Here is a 19,697-nt window from a genome sequence, read left to right as displayed (position 1 = left end):
CGCCGCACACGCAGCAGGCGGTCTGCGGAGGCTAGCTTGTGCACTGGGCCAGCCCCGCCGGGTCGGATCCCGAAGCCAACGCTTCAACGGCTGCGCGTGCTTCGTCAAGGGTAGCCACCCTGATGACGTCCAGCCCGTCCGGGATATGCCCTGTGACTTCGCCGCAGTTGTCCGCCGGTGCGAGGAAGAAGTCGGCACCGGCGTCGGACGCGCCCACCATCTTCTGGGCTATGCCGCCGATGGCGCCGACGTTTCCGGCGGAATCGATGGTGCCGGTACCCGCAAAGTGCTTTCCGCCGGTCAGGTCTCCGGGCGTCATCCGATCGATAATCCCCAGGGCGAACATCATGCCTGCGGACGGACCGCCCACGTTGTCCAGGGCAATAGTGACATCGAAGGGAAAATCGAAACTCGTCGCGAGGAAGATTCCGAGCTGGTAGGAACCCGTGTCCCCCAGCACCGGGGTGACCTCCCCCGTGGCTTCCGCGCCGTCCCGGCGGTATGTGACCCGAACCGGTTCGCCACCGTTTTCCTGGAGTTCCGAGCGGAGGGTGTCAATCCCGTCGATGTCCGTGGTTCCGATCCGCACCAGGGTGTCTCCGGCCTGCAGCACTCCGGCAGCCGGCGAGCCTTCCACCAGGTCCGCCACGGCGAGCTCCTCCGTGAAGGGAATATCCAGTTCACGCAGAGCTGCAGCCACAGCTGCTTCCTGCGATGAGGTCATGGCTGATGCATTTTGCTCATCCACGTCTTCGCCCGTTGTTCCGCGCGGGTACAGGAATTCCTCGGGGACAACGGCGTCTTCCGGATCCAGCCAGGCACCGACGGCCTGAAGGAAACTCATGGCGCTGCCCGGGCCTCCTGAAACATAGACCGTGGTCAGGTCAAGCTCACCGTCGGTGGGATAGGTGGTGGCCCCTTCAATATTGATAAGGGGAGACTCTTCACCGTCTCCTGTTTCCACCGTTCCCACCGTGTTGAAGGTGGGGCCGGGAGCCTCCACCACGTACGGTGCGGGCAGGAACACGGCGACGGCGCCCAGCGCCAGGGTCAGTGCCCCCGAAACCACCAGCGCGCGCGACCGCGGGCTGGACCGGCGGCGGTCGGGGCGGGGCTGCAGCGGAGCAGCGGCACCCGCGGCAGAGGGATCATGCGGATTATTTGAGGGGCGCAAGCGGCCTACCCTTTTCTGAGGCGGGAATCCGCGGCAGCCTGTAGGGCCGACACGGCGAACACTGGCACCAGCCTACCGCCCGGGGTGTCCGGGCGGGCGGGCCGGGAGCCTGCGTGGGGCTGCCGGGGCGCTTTGCCAACAGCGAACGTAACCGGGAATACAGGACAGGCATCCCGGCGGGCCGGTAACGTAAGGAAACCATGGTCGTTTCAGGCGGTCCATGATCCGGAGCAGCCGCCCCGCCCGACGGCGGGCTCCTGCACCGCGCAATGCACGTCAATCTTCCACAGGACCGGTGGTATCCATGAGCTCCAACCCTTCCGACTCCGGGGACACGCCCCAGGATCCGCTTTCTGAGATGCTTGCCCGGCTCTTTGGCGGAGCGGGCGCCGGGGGGATGGATCCGCAGGAGCTGGCCAAGGCTGCTGGCCTGCCCTCCGACCCCAACGCAATGGCCATGATCTTCCAGCAGGTCCAGGCGATGTTCAGCGCTCCGTCGGAAGGCCCCGTCAACTGGCAGCTCGCCAAGGACAACGCCCGCCGCGTCGCGGCAAGCGACAGCGACCCCTCGGTGCTGCCGGCGCAGCGCCGGGAAGTGGATGAAGCCCTGCACATCGCGCAGCTGTGGCTGGATCCGGTCACCGACTTCGCGTCCATCTCCGCACTGGGCCAGGCTTGGAGCCGGGCCGAGTGGGTGGAAGCCACCATGGATTCCTGGAAGAGGCTGACGGAACCGGTTGCGGTGAGCATTTCGCAGGCCCTCTCCAATGCGATCAGCACCCAGATGCCGGAAGAAATGAAGACCATGATGGGCGGAGCGTCCTCCATGCTCGCCAATATGGGCGGCGCCATGTTCGGTATCCAGCTGGGCCAGGCCGTGGGCGCCCTCTCCAAGGAGGTTGTCAGCTCAACCGACATCGGCCTTCCGCTGGCAGGCGGAACCATGGCGCTGCTGCCCGCAAACGTTTCCAAGTTCGGTGAAGGCCTGGACATCCCCGAGACTGAGATCCGGCTGTACCTTGCCGTTCGGGAAGCTGCCCACGCCAGGCTCTTCACCCACGCCCCCTGGCTGGGCGCACATCTTTTCGGTGCCATTGAAAGCTACGCCCGCGGGATCCACATCGACATTTCCAAGATTGAAGAAGTGGCCCGGGATCTGGACCCGTCCAATCCGGAATCCATTCAGGAAGCCCTGTCCGGCGGAGTGTTCCAGCCGGAGCGCACCCCCACCCAGGCTGCGGCGCTGGAGCGCCTTGAAACAGCACTGGCCCTGGTGGAGGGCTGGGTGGACGAAGTCACCGCCGCCGCCACCGTCAATCTGCCCTCCGCCGGCGCCCTGCGGGAGATGATCCGCCGCCGCCGTGCCAGCGGCGGACCCGCCGAGCACACCTTCTCCTCCCTGGTGGGCCTTGAGCTTCGCCCGCGCCGGCTTCGGGATGCTGCCGCTTTGTGGTCACAGCTGCGTGAGGAACGGGGCATTGAAGGCCGCGACGCCGTCTGGGAGCACCCGGACCTGATGCCCACCTCCAAGGACCTGGATGATCCCCAGGGCTTCAGCAAGCGGCGTGAGCTGTTGGAGGCGTCCGATTCCGACGTCGATGCGGCATTGCAGCGCCTGCTTGACGGCGGTTTCGATACTCCCGCGGAAGATCCGGAGGCCTCCGGCCAAACACCGGAAGACGGCTCGAATGAGGACCCGGACAACCGCGAAGATGGAAACCCGTCCGGCGAGGGCGGGACTCCCAAGCCTTAACCGGTCCAGGACTGGGCAGACTGTGAGGAGCCGGGCGGCGGGCGAAAGCTAGTCGCCCGGCTCTTCTGCGCCCTGGTCTTCCTGCATGGCGCCTTCCAGCCCGCGGGCAGAGGCGAAGGCCGCCCCCTGGAGATAGGCCTTCGCGGTTTCGGTCTGCGGATAGGCCTCCAGCAGCCGCCAAAACGCCGCTGAATGGGACGCTTCGATCAGGTGTGCCAGTTCGTGCAGCAGCACATAGTCCACCACCCAGCCGGGCATTCCCTGCAGCTTGTCCGACAACCGGATGGTGCCGCGGGCCGGCGTGGCGGACCCCCACCGCGAATTCTGGTTGCTCACCCAGCGCACCGATACCGGCCGGGCAGCCCCGCCCAGATACCGCCGGGACAGCTCAGCCGCCCGCTCGGCAAGTTCACCGGCACGGTCCCGCGGTTCGGGCAGCCGCGACGGAGCCGTGCGCTGTTCCAGGCGCATCACCATGCGAGAGACCCATTCCGCTTCCTGGGCCGTCGTGAAGTGGCCCGGAATCGAGATGATTGCCTTTCCGTCCCGGAAGGCGGCGTTCACCGTACGCCGGCGCTTGGCCGATCGGCGTACTTCAATGGGGATGCCCGTGCTGGTTACGGATGGCACTGCACTCCCGCCGGGTTGGAACCTGCGTTGCGCCGAGCGGGGTGCATCTCCTGAAGACATGACTTAACCCTAGGCGAGGCAACGGCACACCCGGACACCTGTGGATAACCGCACGCCCCTTCCGAAAGGCATGCCAAGATGGCTCAACAGGCCCCTCCCGCCTGCTGCAGGGCGGATATCCACTTTGGAGGTTTCCATGCGGATCAATCCCGGACTTCATGTGCTGGAGGTTTCAGACTCAATCCGGCAGTACGGACTGGGGCCCAACGCCCTGATTCTGCGCGGGCTGCAGAACACCGATCTTGCGTTCCTTGCCGCCCTGCGGACCGGACTTAGCGACGGAACGGAAGCCGCCGAGGCCCGCCGGTGTGCCGTTCCCCCGCAGCGGGCGCACGCCCTGACACAGGCTCTCTCCCCGGTCCTGCTGCCTTTTCCCGACGTACCGGAAACGGGCGAAGCAGCAGTGCCGGCGCTGCGGGCCGAACGCCTCGCCGCGGACAGTGACAGGCTTTCTGCAGCGTACTCAGTGAACGGTTCCGCGCTGATCCGGCGCCGGGCCCGCGCCGCCGTCGAAATCAGCGGGCTGGGCCGCACCGGGGCGCTGCTCGCCCGGACGCTGGCCTCAGGAGGAGTGGGGACCCTGATGCTCTCGGACACCGGAATTGTCCTTCCCTCAGACCTCGGGCCCGCTTATACCCTCACCGATCTGGGCATGGGCCGGGCCGAGGCCGTCAAACGCCACATTTACCGGGTGGATCCCACGGTCCAGGTCCTGACCAATCCGGCCCGGCGCCCCGGCGCGCGGGCTATGCACCTGGATCTGGCCGTTTGCATCGGAAACCCGCCCCTGGCCGGACGGAGGGATGGGGTGCCGGCACGGGAGCATCCGCAACTGACCGTCACTGTCCAGGAAACCGGGGTGGACGTGGGTCCGCTTGTTGTGCCGGGGCTGACCCCCTGCCTGGAGTGCCTGGAACGGCAGCTGGCCGACGGCGACACCACCTGGTACTCCGCCGCCGACGCCCTCAGCCGGCAAACAGCCGAGGCCGCACCCGAGGGAGAGGAAACCTCCGGCTCGCTTGTGGCCGCCGGGACCGCGGCCGCCCAGGCCCTGGCCTTTTTGGACGGCGTGGTCCAGCCTGCCGTGTGGTCGGCCGTACTAGTGCTGCGTGCCGCAGACGGGTACATCGGGTTCAAGAAGCTCTCATTCCACCCTGGCTGCGGCTGCCGGCTGCAGCAGAAGGGCGCCCCGGCCCGGGCTTCCTAGCTCGCGGCGCTGCTAGCTTCCCGCCCGCCGGCGGTCAGCGGTTAATTATCCGCCAGCACCCGAAGAACAGCTTCCCCGTAGCGCTCGAGTTTTGAGGGCCCAACACCGGGAAGGGTGGCCAGCCGGTTAAGGGACGGCGGGCGGTCCTCGGCAATCGCTACCAGGGTGGCGTCCGTGAACACCACGAACGCGGGAATCCCCGCTTCCGAGGCCGCTTCCCTGCGCCACTCCCGCAGGGCATCAAATGTGCTCTCTTCGTAGGTCACGGGGCATTCCCCGCACCGGCCGACCTTGCGCTCGGCACCGGTGGTGAGCAGGGTTCCGCAAACGCGGCATTTGGCCGGACCGCTGGATTTGCGCCGTGCCGGTGCCTTGGGTGCAGCGCTGCGCTGCAGGTCGCGGGTGGTCTGCGGGCGCAGGCCGTCCAGGAACCGGGACGGTTTGCGGTTGGCCCGCCCGCCCGGGGTGCGTGCCGTGGACCAGGAAAGGGACAAGTGTTCGCGGGCACGGGTAATGCCTACATACAACAGGCGCCGCTCTTCATCCACGGCCTCGGGGGTGTCGGCAAAGGAAATGGGCATGAGCCCCTCGCTCAGCCCCACCAGGAACACTGCATCCCATTCCAGGCCCTTGGCGGAGTGCAGGGACGCGAGGGTGACGCCCTGGACCGTGGGAGCATGCTGGGCGGCAGCACGCTCGTCGAGCTCGGCGACGAAGTCCATCAGGGTGAAGATCGCGTCGGGGTCCTGTGTGCGGTTGGCAGTGAGTTCGTCGGCCAGGGACACCAGTGCCGCCAGCGATTCCCACTTTTCGCGCACCGCTCCGCCGCCGGCCGGAGCCTCGGGGGTGTAGCCCAGGGAAGCCAGGATGTCGCGCACCAGCTGGGGCACCGGGTCGTTGCCCACGGAGCGTGATGCAGCGCGCAGCTGCAGCATGGCGTCGCGCACTTCGCGCCGCGCAAAGAACCGCTCTCCCCCGCGAAGCTGGTAGCCAATCCCGGCAGAGGCCAACGCCTGTTCATAGGCCTGGGACTGTCCGTTGGTGCGGAACAGGATGGCGATCTCCGCGGGCTGCACGCCGTCCTTGATCAGCGTCTTGATGCGTTCGGCCACGGAGGCGGCCTCGGCGTCATCGTCCGCGCATTCCGTAAACGTGGGCTCGGGCCCTGCGGGGCGCTGGGCAATGAGTTCCAGCGGTTTGGGCCACGGAGGGGCAAAGCGCGAGCGCTCACCCTCAGCGGTGCGGGCCGCCAGGATTCGGTTAGCCAGGCCCACCACCTGGGGCGTGGAGCGGTAGTCCCGCACCAGCTTGACGACGGGGGCGTTGGGGAACCGCGACGGGAAACCCAAAAGGTGCTTGGACGTTGCGCCGGTGAAGGAGTAAATGGTCTGGCTGGAGTCGCCCACCACGCACAACTCGTCACGTCCGCCCAGCCACAGGTCCAGGAGCCGCTGCTGGAGCGGGGAGACGTCCTGGTACTCGTCCACTACGAAGTGGCGGTACTGGTCCCGCACCGTGGCGGCAACCCGCTCATCTTCCTGGAGGATGCCCACGGTGATCAGCAGGACGTCCTCGAAGTCGATGACGTTGCGGTCCACCTTCACGTCTTCATAGGCCTGGAAGATGCGGGAGATGGTGATGAGGTCAAAACCGGCCGGGGCGTCCCGGCCCTTGGCGGCGGAGACGTAGCTTTCGGGGGTCAGCATGGACACCTTGGCCCACTCGATCTCGGCCGCGACGTCGCGGATGGCAGCGCGGTCCGTGGAGAGCCGCAGGCGCCGGGCTGCTTCGGCAATGAACTGGGCCTTGTGGCTCAGCAGGTCCGGAAGCTGGCCGCCCACGGTCTGCGGCCAGAAATACTGCAGCTGCTTCAGCGCGGCAGCGTGGAACGTCTTGGCCTGGACACCGCCGGCACCCAGATCGCGCAGCCGGGTCCGCATTTCCGCGGCGGCGCGCGCAGTGAATGTTACTGCCAGCACGCGCTGGGGCTTGTAGACCCCGGTGTGCACGCCGTACGCCATGCGGTGCGTGATGGCCCGGGTCTTGCCGGTTCCGGCACCGGCAAGGACACACAGCGGTCCGGTCAGGGAGGTGGCTACTTCGCGCTGTTCATCATCCAGTCCCGCGAGGATGCGGGCTTCAACGGAGTCTGGGCTCATGCCTGCGCCTCGAGCTCCGGCTCCTTGATGGGTCCTCCGTACCAGCGTTCGATCAGGTTCCGGGCGATGGAAATCCCGCCTGCGATGGTGATCTCGCCGCTGGCCACGGCAGTTCCCAGTTCCTCACGGGTGAACCAGCGCACATCGGAGATTTCGACGCCGTCCGGGGTGGCTTCTGCGTCCTCGGTGCGGGCGGTGAAGCCCAGCATCAGGGAACAGGGGAAGGGCCAGGGCTGGGATCCCAGATACTGCGGCGAGTGGACGGTCAGCCCGGATTCTTCGGCGACCTCGCGGATGACGGCCGCTTCCAGGGATTCCCCGGGCTCGACGAAGCCCGCCAGGGTTGAGTAGCGGTTGCCCTTCCAGGCCGCCGCGGAGCCCAGCAGGATGCGGTCCTGCGGGTCGGTGATGGCAACAATGATGGCCGGGTCGGTGCGGGGAAAGTGCTGGCTGTTGTCCTCGGGGCAGCGGCGGACCCAGCCGCCCTGCTCCGGAACGGTGGCGGCACCGCAGCGCGGGCAGTGGGTGTGCGCTGCGTGCCAGTTGGAGATGGCGGCGGCTTCGACGAACAGGGCCGCATCCAGTTCGCCCAGCAGGACGGCGACTTCGCGCAGCGACGCCCACCGGGCGCCGTCGGTTTCCAGCAGCGGATCTTCTTCGTCCAAGGTCACCAGGACGACGTCGGTGCCCGCCGGTTCCTGTGCGTCAGCCAGGGTGCGGCCCAGATAGACGGGCACCTCCCCGAAGCCGCTGTGCGCAACGGGGCCGAGCACGACCTCGGTGCTGCTGATCAGCGCCTTCCCTCCGGCCATGTACATGACGCGGGTGGAGGGGTTGGCACGGATCTGTTCGAACAGGTCCGCTGCCACGCGGCGGTCCGAACCGCGGTCCACCGCCGTGCGGGCCAGCGGCAAAATTCCAAGAGGGGGTACAACTGCTACCGGTGCTGGGCTGCTCATGTCTCTACCGTACTGACTTGCGACCAACAACCTGTAGTCGGACTTCCGCTACCTGCCCCGTGTGAGTTATTGCTCACGCATCCGGCGACTCGCCGCCAGCCTATGGTTATTCGCGCCACATGTACCTCTACGGTTAAAGATGTGAAACGCACCCCCATGGAATTGGCCGCATTGGCCAGCGCCGCCGTCTCCGGGCTGACCCCCACCGGCGTCGCCGGCTCCCCCGACGATGCCGCGGACTTTGACTCCGCTGTCCTGGTTGACGACGCCGGAAAGCAATGGCGGGTACGTTCTCCCAAGCACATTGATGCCAGCATGAGGCTGGAAACCGAGCTGCTGGTGCTCCGGGCCTTTGTGCCCGCGGTGCGCGCAGAGCTGCCGTTTGCCCTCCCGCATGTGGCCGGGACCGTCCGGCAGGGAGATCTGTGCACGTTTGTGTACTCCCATCTGCCCGGCTCCACACGCGACATTGATTCGCTGGTGGCGGAGAGCGGAACACTGCCCCGGGAAGTGGGCCGTGCGATGGCTGCCATCCACAGCCTGCCGCATGATCTGGTGCACGACGCCGACCTGCCCAGCTACTCGGCGAACGAATTCCGGCAGCGCAAGCTCAATGAGCTGGACCAGGCCGCCACCACGGGCAAGATTCCCGCTGTGCTGCTGCGGCGCTGGGAACACGCCCTGGAAGATGTCACCCTGTGGCGCTTCAACTGCTCCGTGGTTCACGGCGACCTTCATGAGGACAACCTGCTCGTCTCCCACGGCCGGATCAGCGCCGTCACCGGCTGGACGGATCTGCGCATCGGAGACCCCGCAGATGACTTCGCCTGGCTGATTGCGGCCAATGACCCGGCCTTTACCGAGGCGGTGCATGCAGCCTACAAGGAGGCCCGCCCGGAAGCACCGGACCCGCACCTGATGCGCCGTGCCGCCCTGTCCGCTGAGTTTGCCCTCGCTCAGTGGCTGGTGCGAGGTGTGGCTGCTGAAAACTCCACCATGATTGCCGAGGCCGAGGAAATGCTCGCCACCCTCGAGGCGGACATCCTGGAGCAGGAAGCTGCAGAGAAGATCGAGGCGGAGGAAGCAGCGGCAGCCGCCGCTGAAGCCGCAGCCGAAGCCGCCGAGGCAGAAAGGGCGGCCGCTGAGGAGGCCATCCGGGCCGCTGCAGCTCTTTCCGCCTCGGCCGCCGCCCCTTCGGTTGTCCTGCCGGTGACCCGCCCCGCTCCGACGAAGAGGCCGTCCGTAAGCGCAGGGGTTCACGCGGTGTCCACCCGGGTGAGCGTCATGCCCATTGACGACGCCCCGGCAGGCTCCGCCGAGTCCGGCGGCCAGGGTCCGGCCGGCGCGGAAGCAGCAACTGAGCCGCAATCCTCGGATGCCGCAGAGACGGGCGCGATCGCCGTCGTCGCCGTTTCATCCGAGGGTTCAACGGCCGCAGCAGGCACCCGGGAGCTGGACCCGGACGGGAAGACCGGCACGGCCAAGGCGCAGAAATCCGGTTTCTCGAAGAAGTCAGGGCGGCTGAAGAAGAGGAAGTAGCGGCCGCCGGCCGCCCCTCCAACAGGCCAGCCGGCTGCAGCACTCCCTAGGACTCCGCCGAGTTGGCCCCGCGGATGATGTCCTCCAGCTCCTTTTCGCCCAGCAGGTTGAAGGGACGGATGAGCTTGTCTGCGGCCACGTAGTAGAACGCCGCATTGACCTTCTCCAGCGGCACCTGCTTCAGCCTGGCCCACGCCAGCCGGTAGACGGCCAGCTGCACGGAGCGGACCTCAAGCTTGTCCTGCGTGGGAGGTGCTCCGGTTTTCCAGTCAATCAGGTCCCAGGTGCCGTCCTCGTCCTGGAAGACTGCGTCGATGCGTCCGCGCACCACCACGGTATCCACCCGTGTCTCCACCGGAACTTCGATGTAGGCCGGAGTCCGCCTGGCCCACGGTGAGGACTCGAAGGTGGCAATCATGTCGTCGAGCTCATAGGCCTCGTCCACGTAGGCGTCGGCAGCGCCGGGGTGCTCGTCGATGTCCAGCATTCCGCTGGTGCCGAAGAACTCCTCCACCCAGGCATGGAATGCCGTTCCTTTGCGTGCCGCCATGCCCGGCTCCCGCGGCACGGGCCGCCGCAGCTGCCGTGTGACCTCGTCCGGATCATCTTTCAGGTCCACCAGCAGGGAAGCGGAAATGTGGGCGGGCAATTCGACCTCAACCACTTCATCCGAGGGGCGGTGCCGGGCCAGGACCAGCTCCACTTCCTTGGCCCACCGCGTAGGCTCAAACACACTCCCGGAGGACTCATGCGCATCCTCACCGGCGCGGCCGTCCACGTCTGTCAGGATGTCGATTTCCGACTGGCCCACGCGAGCCGTCTGCCGGGCTGCAGCTTCAAGTACGGCAGCTCCGGCTGCCTCCATGCCGGGACGCCGCTCCCCCAGGGGGTCAATGGGCCAGCTTTTGCGCTGGACATCGGCGTTGGCCGGGTTGGTGTCCCCTTCGTCGCCCTCCTTCACCCAGGACATCAGGCGGAAACCGTGCGCTCCTGCTTCCCCCAGGTCGTAGAGGTCCTGCAGATAGCGCGAGACCGCAGTTGGTTTGGACCGCCCCCCTCCCCACACACTCGAGGTGCAGATCAGCACGTACTTGGCCCGGGTGAAGGCCACATAGGCCAAACGGCGTTCCTCGCGCTCGGCATGACCGCGTGCGTCTTCGCTGAAGGCCTTCTCACTGTCCACCCAGCTCTTCTGGTCCTCCTGCTCCCAGTCCCACTGGGGAAGATCGGGGGCGTCCCCGCGCAGCGGCCAGGGGATGGCCCCCTCTCCGCTGCTCCAGCGCGAATCACGGTCATTGGGGAACTGGCCCTCATTCAGGCCAGGAATGACCACTACGTCCCATTCCAGTCCCTTGGAAGCATGAACCGTCAGCAGCTGCACGGCTTCACGGCTGGCCTCAAGCTGCGTCACCGGAAGACCGTTTTCTTCCTCGTTGGCTGCCTCCAGCCATGCCAGGAAGGCCATCAGGTCCACCCGCTCGCTCGAGGAGCTGAAAGTGGCGGCGGCGTCTATGAAGGCATCCAGGTTCCGCCGAGACTCATGAATGGTGACCCCGGGCTTGGCCGCCACTTCGATGTCCAGCAGGATCCGGCGTTCAACTTCGCCGATCAGGGTGGTGAGATCTTCTCCGACATAGCTGCGCAGGTCCCGCAGCTCATCGCGCAGCAGCGTCAGCCGGCGCAGACCTTCTGCGGAGATGGACCTGCCCGCGTTGGAAACCCAATCCGGCCGCGGCAGGGAGTCCACGGCCTCCACCAGTGAGCCGGCTTCGGCCATGTCTGCCTCCACCACTGTTTCAGTGCCGTCCGGCGCCTCGTCGGGACGGTGGACATCCGCAGCATCCGCCACGGACATGGCCCGTTCCCGGACCCGGACCAGGTGCCGGGACCAGTCAGCCAAAGCCATCAGGTCGGCGGGGCCAATCCGCCAGCGGGCTCCGGCCAGGACCCGCAGCATGGAATCGGACCGCCCCGGATCGCCGAGGACCCGCAGGACTGCGAGGACATCCACCACTTCGGGGGTGGACAGCAGCCCGCCCAGCCCAACAATCTGGACGGGAATACCGCGCGCCTCGAGGGCTTCCCGGATAGGACCAAACTGTTTGCGGCCGCGGCAAAGGATAGCCACGGTGGGCTGGAGTTCCTTGCCCGCGTCATCGGTTTCGAACCACCGTTTCCGGTGCTGCAGCACCTGCTCCGCCACCGCATCCGCTTCGCCCTGGACCCCCTCGGCTTCTCCGTGCGCAGGAACGGAAACATCGGCCAGGTAGCGGCCGAGGTACACCTCGCCCACCGGGGCTTTGGGGCGGGCCTGCAGTTCCGGAACCTGCGGGAGCCGTTGCTCCTTCAGCCAGGGCGCAGTGCTATTCAGCGGCGTCGAGACCGCGTTGGCTGTGGCAAGGATGGAGGTGGCGTTGCGCCAGGCCACGGACAGGTTGGCCACCGGAGCGAGCGCCCGTGAGCCGTCTGGCAGGAACAGCGGGAACTGGTCCCGGAAGGTGCCCAGCTGGCCCGCTGACGCGCCGCGGAAACCATAGATCGACTGATGCGGATCGCCCACGGCGGTCACGGCACGGCCGTCACCGAACAGCTGGGAGAACAGCACCATCTGGGCGTGGGAGGTGTCCTGGAATTCATCCAGCAGCACTACCTTGTACTTTGCCCGTTCCATCTCCACGGCCTCGGGGATCGTGGCGGCGATCCGGGCAGCAAGTTCCACGAGGTCGCCGAAGTCCAGCTGCCGGCGCTCCGACTTGGCCCTGCGGTAGTTCTCCACCAGCTCGGTAACGGAAATCCGGGTGCGCAGCCGGTCCATCAGCTTCTGCACTGCAGCGGTTGCGGCTTTGGTTTTGCCGGCCTGGTACGGCAGGGCGGAAACTGCGGCCAGGTGCGACACCAGGTGCTCCCGGACGTCTGCGGGGCTCTGAAGATGTTCGGCGCATTCGCCGGCCATTTGGAGTACACCGTTGACCAGGGTGGATTTGGCTGCGGTGAAGTGTTCAAAATCGCCGGCATATCCCTCGACCACCTCGGTGGCGAGCTGCCAGGATTGGGCGCCCCCGAGCATGACGGAATCCCGCTCCACGCCCAGCCGCAGGCCGTAGTCGTTGACGATTCCGTTCGCGTAGGAGTGATAGGTGGACACGGTGGGATCCAGCCGGGCGTCCGCACTTTCATCCGGATCGGTTCCCGGCGGAATCAGGCCCGGATCCGCTGTGCCAACCTCGAGGACGCGGTGCAGCAGGTCAAGGCGCTGCCGGATGCGGGTCTCCAGTTCTCCCGCTGCCTTGCGGGTGAAGGTCACACCCAGGATCTGCTCCGGACGCACAAGCTGGTTAGCCACCAGCCACACCACCCGGTCAGCCATGGTTTTGGTTTTCCCGGAGCCCGCACCGGCAATGACGAGCAGCGGTTCCAGCGGCGCTTCGATGATGCCGACCTGATCCTCCGTGGGGTACTGCACGGAGCTTTTCGGATCGGTGTGCAGCATTTCAGCCAACTCCCGGGCCGAATACCGGGGGGCACCTGGAACCTCTGGGTGCAGGGTTTCACTCAGGGAGGCACTCATTCGGTGACCTGCTTTCCTTCGGGGCAGAGCGGGCAGATTTCAGGCAGACGGCAGCCGTGGCCGCCAAATCCGCTGCGGGTTGGGTCGTGCACAGTGTCAAAGGTGGAATCGGACATAAGCGCAGCCGCCGTCCGGATCATGTCCTGCGCCCGCGTGTCTTCAGGGTCCAGCGGTTCCTGTTCCTGCACGGATACGCCCTTGCTGGTTGTGCCCAGCTGGACCAGTGCGGCCCCGCCGGGCAGGGACGACGGCGCGGGCGGTTCCGAGGCGGGGTTCTCCCCCTCCGCTGCAGGCTTGTCCCGGTTTACGGCGCCCTCCCGGACGGCCTCCTGGTAAGCCGCCAGCTGCGGGTGCTCTTTGAGATCATCCTTCTTGGGGGACGATTTACCGGTCTTGAGGTCGACAATGAACAACCGGCCCTCCGCGTCGATCTCCAGGCGGTCAATCTGGCCGCGCAGCAGGGCGGTCCGTTCCTGTCCGCGGATTTCCACCGGCAGCTCGGCGGCGAAGTCCCGCTCCACATCCACCAGGGAGCGGCCTTCCCGGCGCATTTTGATGACGTACTCCGCCAGTTTGCGCACCATGGTTTCGGCACGCTTGAAGTCCACTTTGCCTTCCCAGTTGTCCTTCATCCCCAGGGTCGGCCAGCGGCGCTGCAGCTCCGCGACGTACTCGCCGCCGGACGCGTCCGGCAGGTCCTGGGCAATCTGGTGCACCAGGGTGCCCAGGGAACGGGCGAAGTCGGTGGCCTGCTCCCCTCCGGCAGCGGAAACGAACCAGCTCAGCGGGGACTTCAGCACGGCGTCGACCTTGGACGGTGACACCGGAATGGGAGTCTCCCCGGGAACCACCGGGGCGTCAGTGGACAGCGGTGCCAGCCCCCACCATTCGGACGGTGCCGCGCCGGGCACGCGCACCGGGTGGTTGAGCATGGTCCCGAGATGATGCACGGCCTCACGGGCGAGATCCGGTTTCTCCTGCGGCTGCTGTGCGTAAGCGCGCAGTTCGGCCACCAGCGAGCGCAGCGTGAGCGGACGCAGCACCTCCGTGCGTTCCCGCTTCACGGCTTCCGCGGGGAGGGGCTCCACCAGATCCAGGAACGGGGACGGCTGCTCATCGTCGGAGGACACGGCCGTGCAGATCAGCAGCTCCCGGGCACGCGAGACGGCAGTGGAGAAGCTGCGCAGTTCGTCGTGCCGGGTGGCGTGCATCAGGGTTTGCGGGCTGCGGTGCCGGGCGAACCCGTCACCGTGCTCGATGGCGGCCACCAGGTCCCCGCTGCCCAACAGCTCTCCGCGCAGCCGGAGGTTGGGCCACACGCCGTCCTGGACGCCGGCAACGATGACCATGGGCCATTCCCGTCCTGCGGCGCTGGCAGGTGTCAGCAGTTCCACTGCGTCGCGGCGCTGGGCGCGGGCGGCCAGCGTATCCATTGGCAGTTCGGAGCTGGTCAGGTAGTCAAGGAACTGGGCCGGGGTGGAACCGGGCAGCTGGTCCACATAGCGTTCAGCAGTCTGGAACAGCGCCATGATCGCGTCCAGGTCCCGGTCCGCCCTGGCGCCGGCAGGCCCGCCGGACAGTGCGGCGTCGGCCCATTTCTTGGACCAGCCGGAGACTGACCACAGTGCCCAGAGCACGGTTTCGGCCGTGGCGCCGGGCTGGTCCGCCGCAGCGCGCCCGGCGCGGAGCATCGCGGCCAGCCGCTGGGCGGCACGCGCTTCCCAGGAGAGGCCGGCGAGCGCGAGTCCACTGGGAGAGAGCGGGTCCGTCAGGGCTTCCACCAGCAGGGCGTCGCTGGTGCGTCCGCCTCCGCCGCGCATTTCTTCCCGGCGCAGGGACTGGCGCAGGCGGCGCAGTTCGATGGAGCTGGCGCCGCCGATCCGTGAGGTGAGCAGCGAGACCGCAGTTTCCGGGGTCAGCAGGTCCGGGTCCAGGACGACGGCGAAGGCCTCCAGCAGCGGGCGGACGGCGGCTTCGTCGCGCACTGCCTTCTCCGCCACAGGAACCTTCACGTCAATGCCCTGGCCGCTGAGGTAGCGCTGGATGCGTGCCAGCTGGCCTCCCGTGCGCACGATGACGGCCATGTCCTCCAGCCGCCGCCCGTCCAGCAGCTGGGCCTGGAGAATCCGCTGCGCGATGTACCGCAGTTCATGCATGGGCGAATCGACGACGTGGGCCTCGGCCCGTCCGGCAACCACCGCGTCAGCAGGTACTTCGCCCTGGACTGCGTCCTCGGCCGGTTCCTCCGCCCCGGTAACGGGAAGATCAGCGGCGGGAAGCACAGCGGCCCGGTACCGGGGAAGCTGTGCGACCACTGAAATGCGGGAGGCAGTGCGCAGCCAGGCGGCGGCAATGGACCCCGTGAGCCGGTGCGGACCGGACAGGACGAAGGTCTGCAGTCCTTCGCCCAGCGTGGCAGGCAGTGTGCCCAGCAGGTCCGGACGGGCTCCGCGGAAGCCCTGCACCACGGTATCCGGGCAGGCGGTCACCACCACGTCCCTGTCCTTGGCGAGCAGGCCCAGCAGGGCGTGGATGGCAGGGTTGGCCTCCTGCAGGTCGTCCGCGAGGATGAGCTGCAGCCGGGCACGTTCTGCTGCCAGGAATTCCGGATCGGCTTCCAGGATTTCCAATGCGGTGGTGATGATCCCGGCCGGGTCGAAGGCTTCCGGCATGCGGATGTCCAGGACGTCCCGGTATTCCGCGTACAGGGCGGCGGCAGCCACCCAGTCAGGCCGGTTGTGCCGCTGGCCCAGATCGGCTACCTCTTCCGAGGAGATCCCGTACTCAATGATGCGGTCGAACAGCTGCCGGATTTCCTGCCGGAAGCCCCGCGTAGGCAGGGCAAGGTCCAGTGACTCAGGCCAGGGCAGGGCAGGAATGCCGTCCTGGCCGTGCCCTTCCAGGAGTTCCTTGATGATGACGTCCTGCTCCGCACCCGACAGCAGCTTGGGAGCCCGCGTCAGGTAGGGGAGGCGGCCCTCCGCCTTGGCGCGCCGGATCAGGTCAAAAGCATAGGAAGCCCAGGTTCGGGCGGGGGACGTGCTCAGCGTGCCCTGCAGCCGGGCGGAAAGGGCATCGCGCAGGGCCGCCGCGGCCAGACGAGTGGGGGCCAGCAGCAGCAGTCCCGCGGGATCGAGGCCGCGGTTGATCCGGGCAGCGGCGGCTTCGACCAGCACCGTGGATTTGCCCGTGCCGGGGGCGCCCAGCACCAGGACCGGCCCGCTGCCGGCGGGCAGGTCCACCACTGTCTGCTGGTCCGGGGTCAGCTCCGGGGTTTGTGCAGTTGCCGCCGAGGGCCCCACCAGGTGCAGTTTTACGCTCATGCCTCTACTTCATCACGTCCTGCCGACACTTTCGGACCGGCTTCAGCCAGCCCGGCACGCAATGCCTCGAGTGCTGCCCAGTCCGCTTCCGAGGGGAACCACCGTGCCGCGCCGATCCGCACCCGGTAGCCGCCGCCGTCGTCGTCCGGGGTCCCCTTCACCGGGGTGCCTTCGGCCGCGTAATGGTCCCAGGCCCGCCGGCCGTGGCACCGCGGAGGTTCGCCGCCGGCGCGGATCACCCGCCACCAGGGCAGCCCCGATCCGTGCCGGGACAGAACGGCGCCCACTTGCCGCGGACCGCCCTGGCTGAGGATCTCCGCCACATCCCCGTAAGAAAGGACATGTGCGGGCGGAATCAGCCCAACCACCGAACGCACGGCGTCGACATAGTTCCTGCGCATGTCACCAGCGTAGTCCCGGCGGCAGGGACGCCCGAATCTTCGAATGTCAGTGGCCAACGGTACGTTTATTTGATGAACAGCTGGCATGAACTTCCCCACGCGGCCTTTGATCTTGAGACCACCGGCCGCGACCCGCAGACGGCACGCATCGTGACCGCGTCCATCATTCTCGTGAACGGCCGGGGGGAAGTTCTGCAGCACCATGAGTGGCTCGCCGCCGTGGAAGAAGACATTCCCGCCGAGGCGGCAGCCATCCACGGCATCAGCACGGAACACGCCCGTGCACAGGGCCGTCCCGCTGCCGAGGTAACCGCCGAAATCGCCGGGGTGCTGGGCAGCATGTTCTCCGCCGGCATTCCCGTCCTTGCATTCAATGCCTCCTACGACTTCACCGTCCTGAACCGCGAGTGCAGCCGCTTCGGCCTGTCTGCTCCGGTTCCCGCACCCGTGATCGACCCCTACATCCTGGACAAGCAGGTGGACCGTTACCGGCGGGGAAAGCGCACCCTGACGGCGCTGACCGAGCATTACGGCATCGGCTTCGAAAACGCCCACACCTCCGCTGCCGATGTCATGGCCACGATTGGCGTCGCGCGGGCCCTGGCCGGAAAGTTCCCCGTACTGCATGGTGACGCCTCGCAGCTCCACCGGGACCAGGTCCGGTGGGCCAGCGAACAGGCTGCCAGTTTCCAGGACTATCTGCGGCGCAAGGATCCGGGCGCGGTGGTGGACGGGACCTGGCCGGCCCGCGGCTAAAGGACATCCTGCCGCCGCAGCCCCCGGCTGCAGGACGGGACGGCAGGTGTACGGCGTAATACGGAGCCGCACCCCGAAGCACTGCTTCACACAGCACCAACGAATCATGCCTTGGGGCCTCTGCATGAGATACTTGCAGCTGTGTTAGGCGCTGATGGCGCCCCAGGCGTGCCCTGGAGAACCCTGTGGCGGGGTTCCTCCCGCGGTCCCGCGTCTCGTGCCACGCGATTGGCAGACACCTCCAGTTGGCCCCGGCATACGGACGGCCCCGGCACCCTTGCGTGCCCTGGCAGCTGTCCGATGACCAGCCCCGATTAACAGACCACGAGGATCAATGATCACAGTTACGGACCTGCGCAAGGTATACCGCCAGGGCGACCGAGACGTCACTGCGCTCGACGGCGTGAGCCTGAGCGTGCCCAGGGGATCCATTCACGGGATCATCGGACATTCCGGCGCCGGCAAGTCCACCCTGGTGCGGTGCCTGACGCTGCTGGACCGGCCGACGTCGGGCTCAGTCACCATTGACGGGCGGGAGTTGACCGCGGTCAAGGACTCCGAAATCCGCACCGCCCGGCGCCGCATCGGCATGGTCTTCCAGCACGCCAACCTGATGGATTCACGCACGGCGGCCGCCAACATCGCGCATCCGCTGGAACTCGCCGGAGCCAAGAAGCAGGACATTAAGGACAAGGTGGCCAGCCTCCTTCGCCTGGTGGGACTGGAGAGTTTTGCCGGCGCCTATCCCGCGCAGCTTTCCGGCGGACAGAAACAGCGGGTGGGCATTGCCCGCGCGCTGGCCTCGGATCCGGACATCCTGCTGTGCGACGAGCCCACCTCGGCCCTGGACCCCGGCACCACCGATGACATCCTGGACCTGATCTCGGATTTGTCCCACCGGCTGGGCCTGACGGTGCTGATCATCACCCATGAGATGAACGTCGTGAAGCGCATCTGCGACTCCGTATCCCTGCTCGAAGCAGGAAGGGTGGCGGAGCACGGCCCCTTGAGCGAGGTGGCCTCGAACCTGCGCGGCAGGCTGGCCAAACAGCTCATTCCGCTGCCCGCCACCCCGCTTCTGCCCGGAGATCCCACCGGCCCCGTGCTGGAGCTGCTGCTCACCGGCGGCAATGCCACCGAGCCCGTGCTCTCCGCCCTCACCCGGCGCTTCAACACCGATGTCAATGTCCTCGCCGGAAGCGTCGAGACACTCGCCGGCAGCCGCTTCGGCCGTCTGCGGATCCAGCTGGACGTGCATACGGACATGACCGCCGTAACCGACTACCTCGCCAATCAGGGCGTCGCCGTGGAGGTGGCCGCATGAATTTCCTGACTGAACTCTTCAACAACCCCGGCATCACCAAAGCCCTGCCGGACGCCCTGGTGGAAACCCTCCAGATGGTGGGAATCTCCGGGCTGGTCACTCTGCTGGTCGGTGTCCCGCTGGGCATCTTCCTGCACACCAGTGCATCCGGCGGGCTGCGGCCCATGCCGGTCACCAACCGGATTGTCAGCGGTGTCATCGTCAACATCACCCGCTCGGTTCCCTTCGCGATCCTCATGGTGACGCTCATTCCGCTCGCCCGGTTCATCACCGGCAGCTCGATCGGCCCGATCGCTGCGTGCGTGGCCCTGAGCATCGGCACCATCCCGTTCTTCGCCCGGCTGGTTGAAACCGCACTGCGGGACGTTTCCGGCGGCAAGATCGACGCGGCCCTGGTGATGGGCTCCACCAAGACGCAGGTCATCACCAAGGTCCTGCTTCCGGAAGCCATGCCGGGTCTGGTTGCTGCCCTGACCACCACCATGGTCACGTTGGTGGGTTACTCCGCCATGGCGGGCATCGTAGGCGGCGGAGGCCTGGGCAAGCTGGCCTACAACTACGGAGTCCAGCGCTTCGACAGCGGGGTCATGCTGGTCACGATCATCGTGATTGTGGTGATTGTCCAAATCATCCAGATCGCCGGAGACCTTGTGGCCCGCCGAGTGGATCACCGCTCCGCCGACGGCGGGTCCAAGCGCCGCCGTCGGACCGCTTCCGCCGGTGCCCCCGGTGCCGCTGCCCTCGACGTCAGCGTTGTTGCGCCGCCGGCCGGCTCGGATCACGTTCCCGACCCCAGCGTCCCCGATACAGCGGACATCCGCCGCTGATCATTGATCTTTTCCCG

At 67.1% G+C, this 19,697-nt stretch carries 12 protein-coding genes and 1 pseudogene; 6 read left to right on the top strand and 7 right to left on the bottom strand.

Annotated features, from left to right (window positions below):
• Window positions 1-31 precede the first annotated feature (31 nt).
• Window positions 32-1,174: a PDZ domain-containing protein gene (locus ACIQXM_RS11315; protein ID WP_400931451.1), complete on the bottom strand. Its 1,143-nt coding sequence runs from the start codon at window positions 1,172-1,174 to the stop codon at window positions 32-34.
• A 304-nt stretch (window positions 1,175-1,478) separates the two neighbouring features.
• Between ACIQXM_RS11315 and ACIQXM_RS11310 the strand changes: the two genes are divergently transcribed.
• Window positions 1,479-2,927: a zinc-dependent metalloprotease gene (locus tag ACIQXM_RS11310; protein WP_400931449.1), complete on the top strand. Its 1,449-nt coding sequence runs from the start codon at window positions 1,479-1,481 to the stop codon at window positions 2,925-2,927.
• 48 nt (window positions 2,928-2,975) lie between these two features.
• On the opposite strand, the gene ACIQXM_RS11305 is transcribed toward ACIQXM_RS11310, so the two are convergent.
• Complete coding sequence (locus tag ACIQXM_RS11305; RefSeq protein WP_400931447.1) at window positions 2,976-3,617, bottom strand: M48 family metallopeptidase; 642 nt, start codon at window positions 3,615-3,617, stop codon at window positions 2,976-2,978.
• Window positions 3,618-3,753: 136 nt separating this feature from the next.
• On the opposite strand from ACIQXM_RS11305, the gene ACIQXM_RS11300 reads away from it, so the two are divergent.
• A complete protein-coding gene (locus tag ACIQXM_RS11300) occupies window positions 3,754-4,824 on the top strand; it encodes a ThiF family adenylyltransferase (RefSeq protein WP_400931445.1) in 1,071 nt (356 codons plus the stop codon).
• A 41-nt stretch (window positions 4,825-4,865) separates the two neighbouring features.
• On the opposite strand, the gene ACIQXM_RS11295 is transcribed toward ACIQXM_RS11300, so the two are convergent.
• Entirely contained in the window at window positions 4,866-6,983 is a 2,118-nt protein-coding gene (locus ACIQXM_RS11295; RefSeq protein ID WP_400931443.1) for an ATP-dependent DNA helicase UvrD2, read from the bottom strand.
• Window positions 6,980-7,942 carry an NAD(+) diphosphatase gene (gene nudC, locus ACIQXM_RS11290; protein WP_400931441.1) on the bottom strand — a complete coding sequence of 321 codons (963 nt, stop codon included), beginning with the start codon at window positions 7,940-7,942 and terminating at the stop codon, window positions 6,980-6,982. Before nudC ends, ACIQXM_RS11295 begins: the two co-directional genes overlap by 4 nt.
• Window positions 7,943-8,083: 141 nt before the next feature.
• On the opposite strand from nudC, the gene ACIQXM_RS11285 reads away from it, so the two are divergent.
• A complete protein-coding gene (locus ACIQXM_RS11285) occupies window positions 8,084-9,481 on the top strand; it encodes a macrolide 2'-phosphotransferase (protein ID WP_400931439.1) in 1,398 nt (465 codons plus the stop codon).
• A gap of 46 nt (window positions 9,482-9,527) precedes the next feature.
• On the opposite strand, the gene ACIQXM_RS11280 is transcribed toward ACIQXM_RS11285, so the two are convergent.
• The 3 genes from ACIQXM_RS11280 to ACIQXM_RS11270 are packed head-to-tail and all read right to left on the bottom strand — an operon-like array spanning window position 9,528 to window position 16,773.
• Window positions 9,528-13,049, bottom strand: coding sequence for an ATP-dependent helicase (locus ACIQXM_RS11280; protein ID WP_400931437.1), 3,522 nt, complete (start codon window positions 13,047-13,049; stop codon window positions 9,528-9,530).
• The gene (locus ACIQXM_RS11275) at window positions 13,046-16,372 is read right to left on the bottom strand and encodes an ATP-dependent helicase (protein ID WP_400931435.1); all 3,327 of its coding nucleotides are present in this window, start codon (window positions 16,370-16,372) and stop codon (window positions 13,046-13,048) included. Before ACIQXM_RS11275 ends, ACIQXM_RS11280 begins: the two co-directional genes overlap by 4 nt.
• Window positions 16,369-16,773 carry an MGMT family protein gene (locus ACIQXM_RS11270; protein WP_400931433.1) on the bottom strand — a complete coding sequence of 135 codons (405 nt, stop codon included), beginning with the start codon at window positions 16,771-16,773 and terminating at the stop codon, window positions 16,369-16,371. The genes ACIQXM_RS11275 and ACIQXM_RS11270 overlap by 4 nt, the downstream gene beginning before the upstream one ends.
• Before the next feature lie 72 nt (window positions 16,774-16,845).
• Here ACIQXM_RS11270 and ACIQXM_RS11265 point away from each other — a divergent pair, with 72 nt between their 5' ends.
• The 3 genes and pseudogenes from ACIQXM_RS11265 to ACIQXM_RS11255 form a co-directional block, all read left to right on the top strand.
• Entirely contained in the window at window positions 16,846-17,529 is a 684-nt protein-coding gene (locus tag ACIQXM_RS11265; protein WP_400931431.1) for a 3'-5' exonuclease, read from the top strand.
• A 334-nt stretch (window positions 17,530-17,863) separates the two neighbouring features.
• A complete protein-coding gene (locus ACIQXM_RS11260) occupies window positions 17,864-18,853 on the top strand; it encodes a methionine ABC transporter ATP-binding protein (RefSeq protein ID WP_400931429.1) in 990 nt (329 codons plus the stop codon).
• Window positions 18,850-19,527: pseudogene (locus ACIQXM_RS11255) on the top strand (methionine ABC transporter permease); the annotation flags it as partial. The gene ACIQXM_RS11260 and the pseudogene ACIQXM_RS11255, both read left to right, overlap by 4 nt.
• Between the last annotated feature and the right edge of the window lie 170 nt (window positions 19,528-19,697).

Source organism: Arthrobacter sp. NPDC097144, from assembly GCF_044762205.1.
Taxonomy (GTDB): Bacteria; Actinomycetota; Actinomycetes; order Actinomycetales; family Micrococcaceae; genus Arthrobacter_B.
Note: the sequence above shows the minus strand (reverse complement) of the source record. Positions and strands in the feature narration are given on the sequence as shown.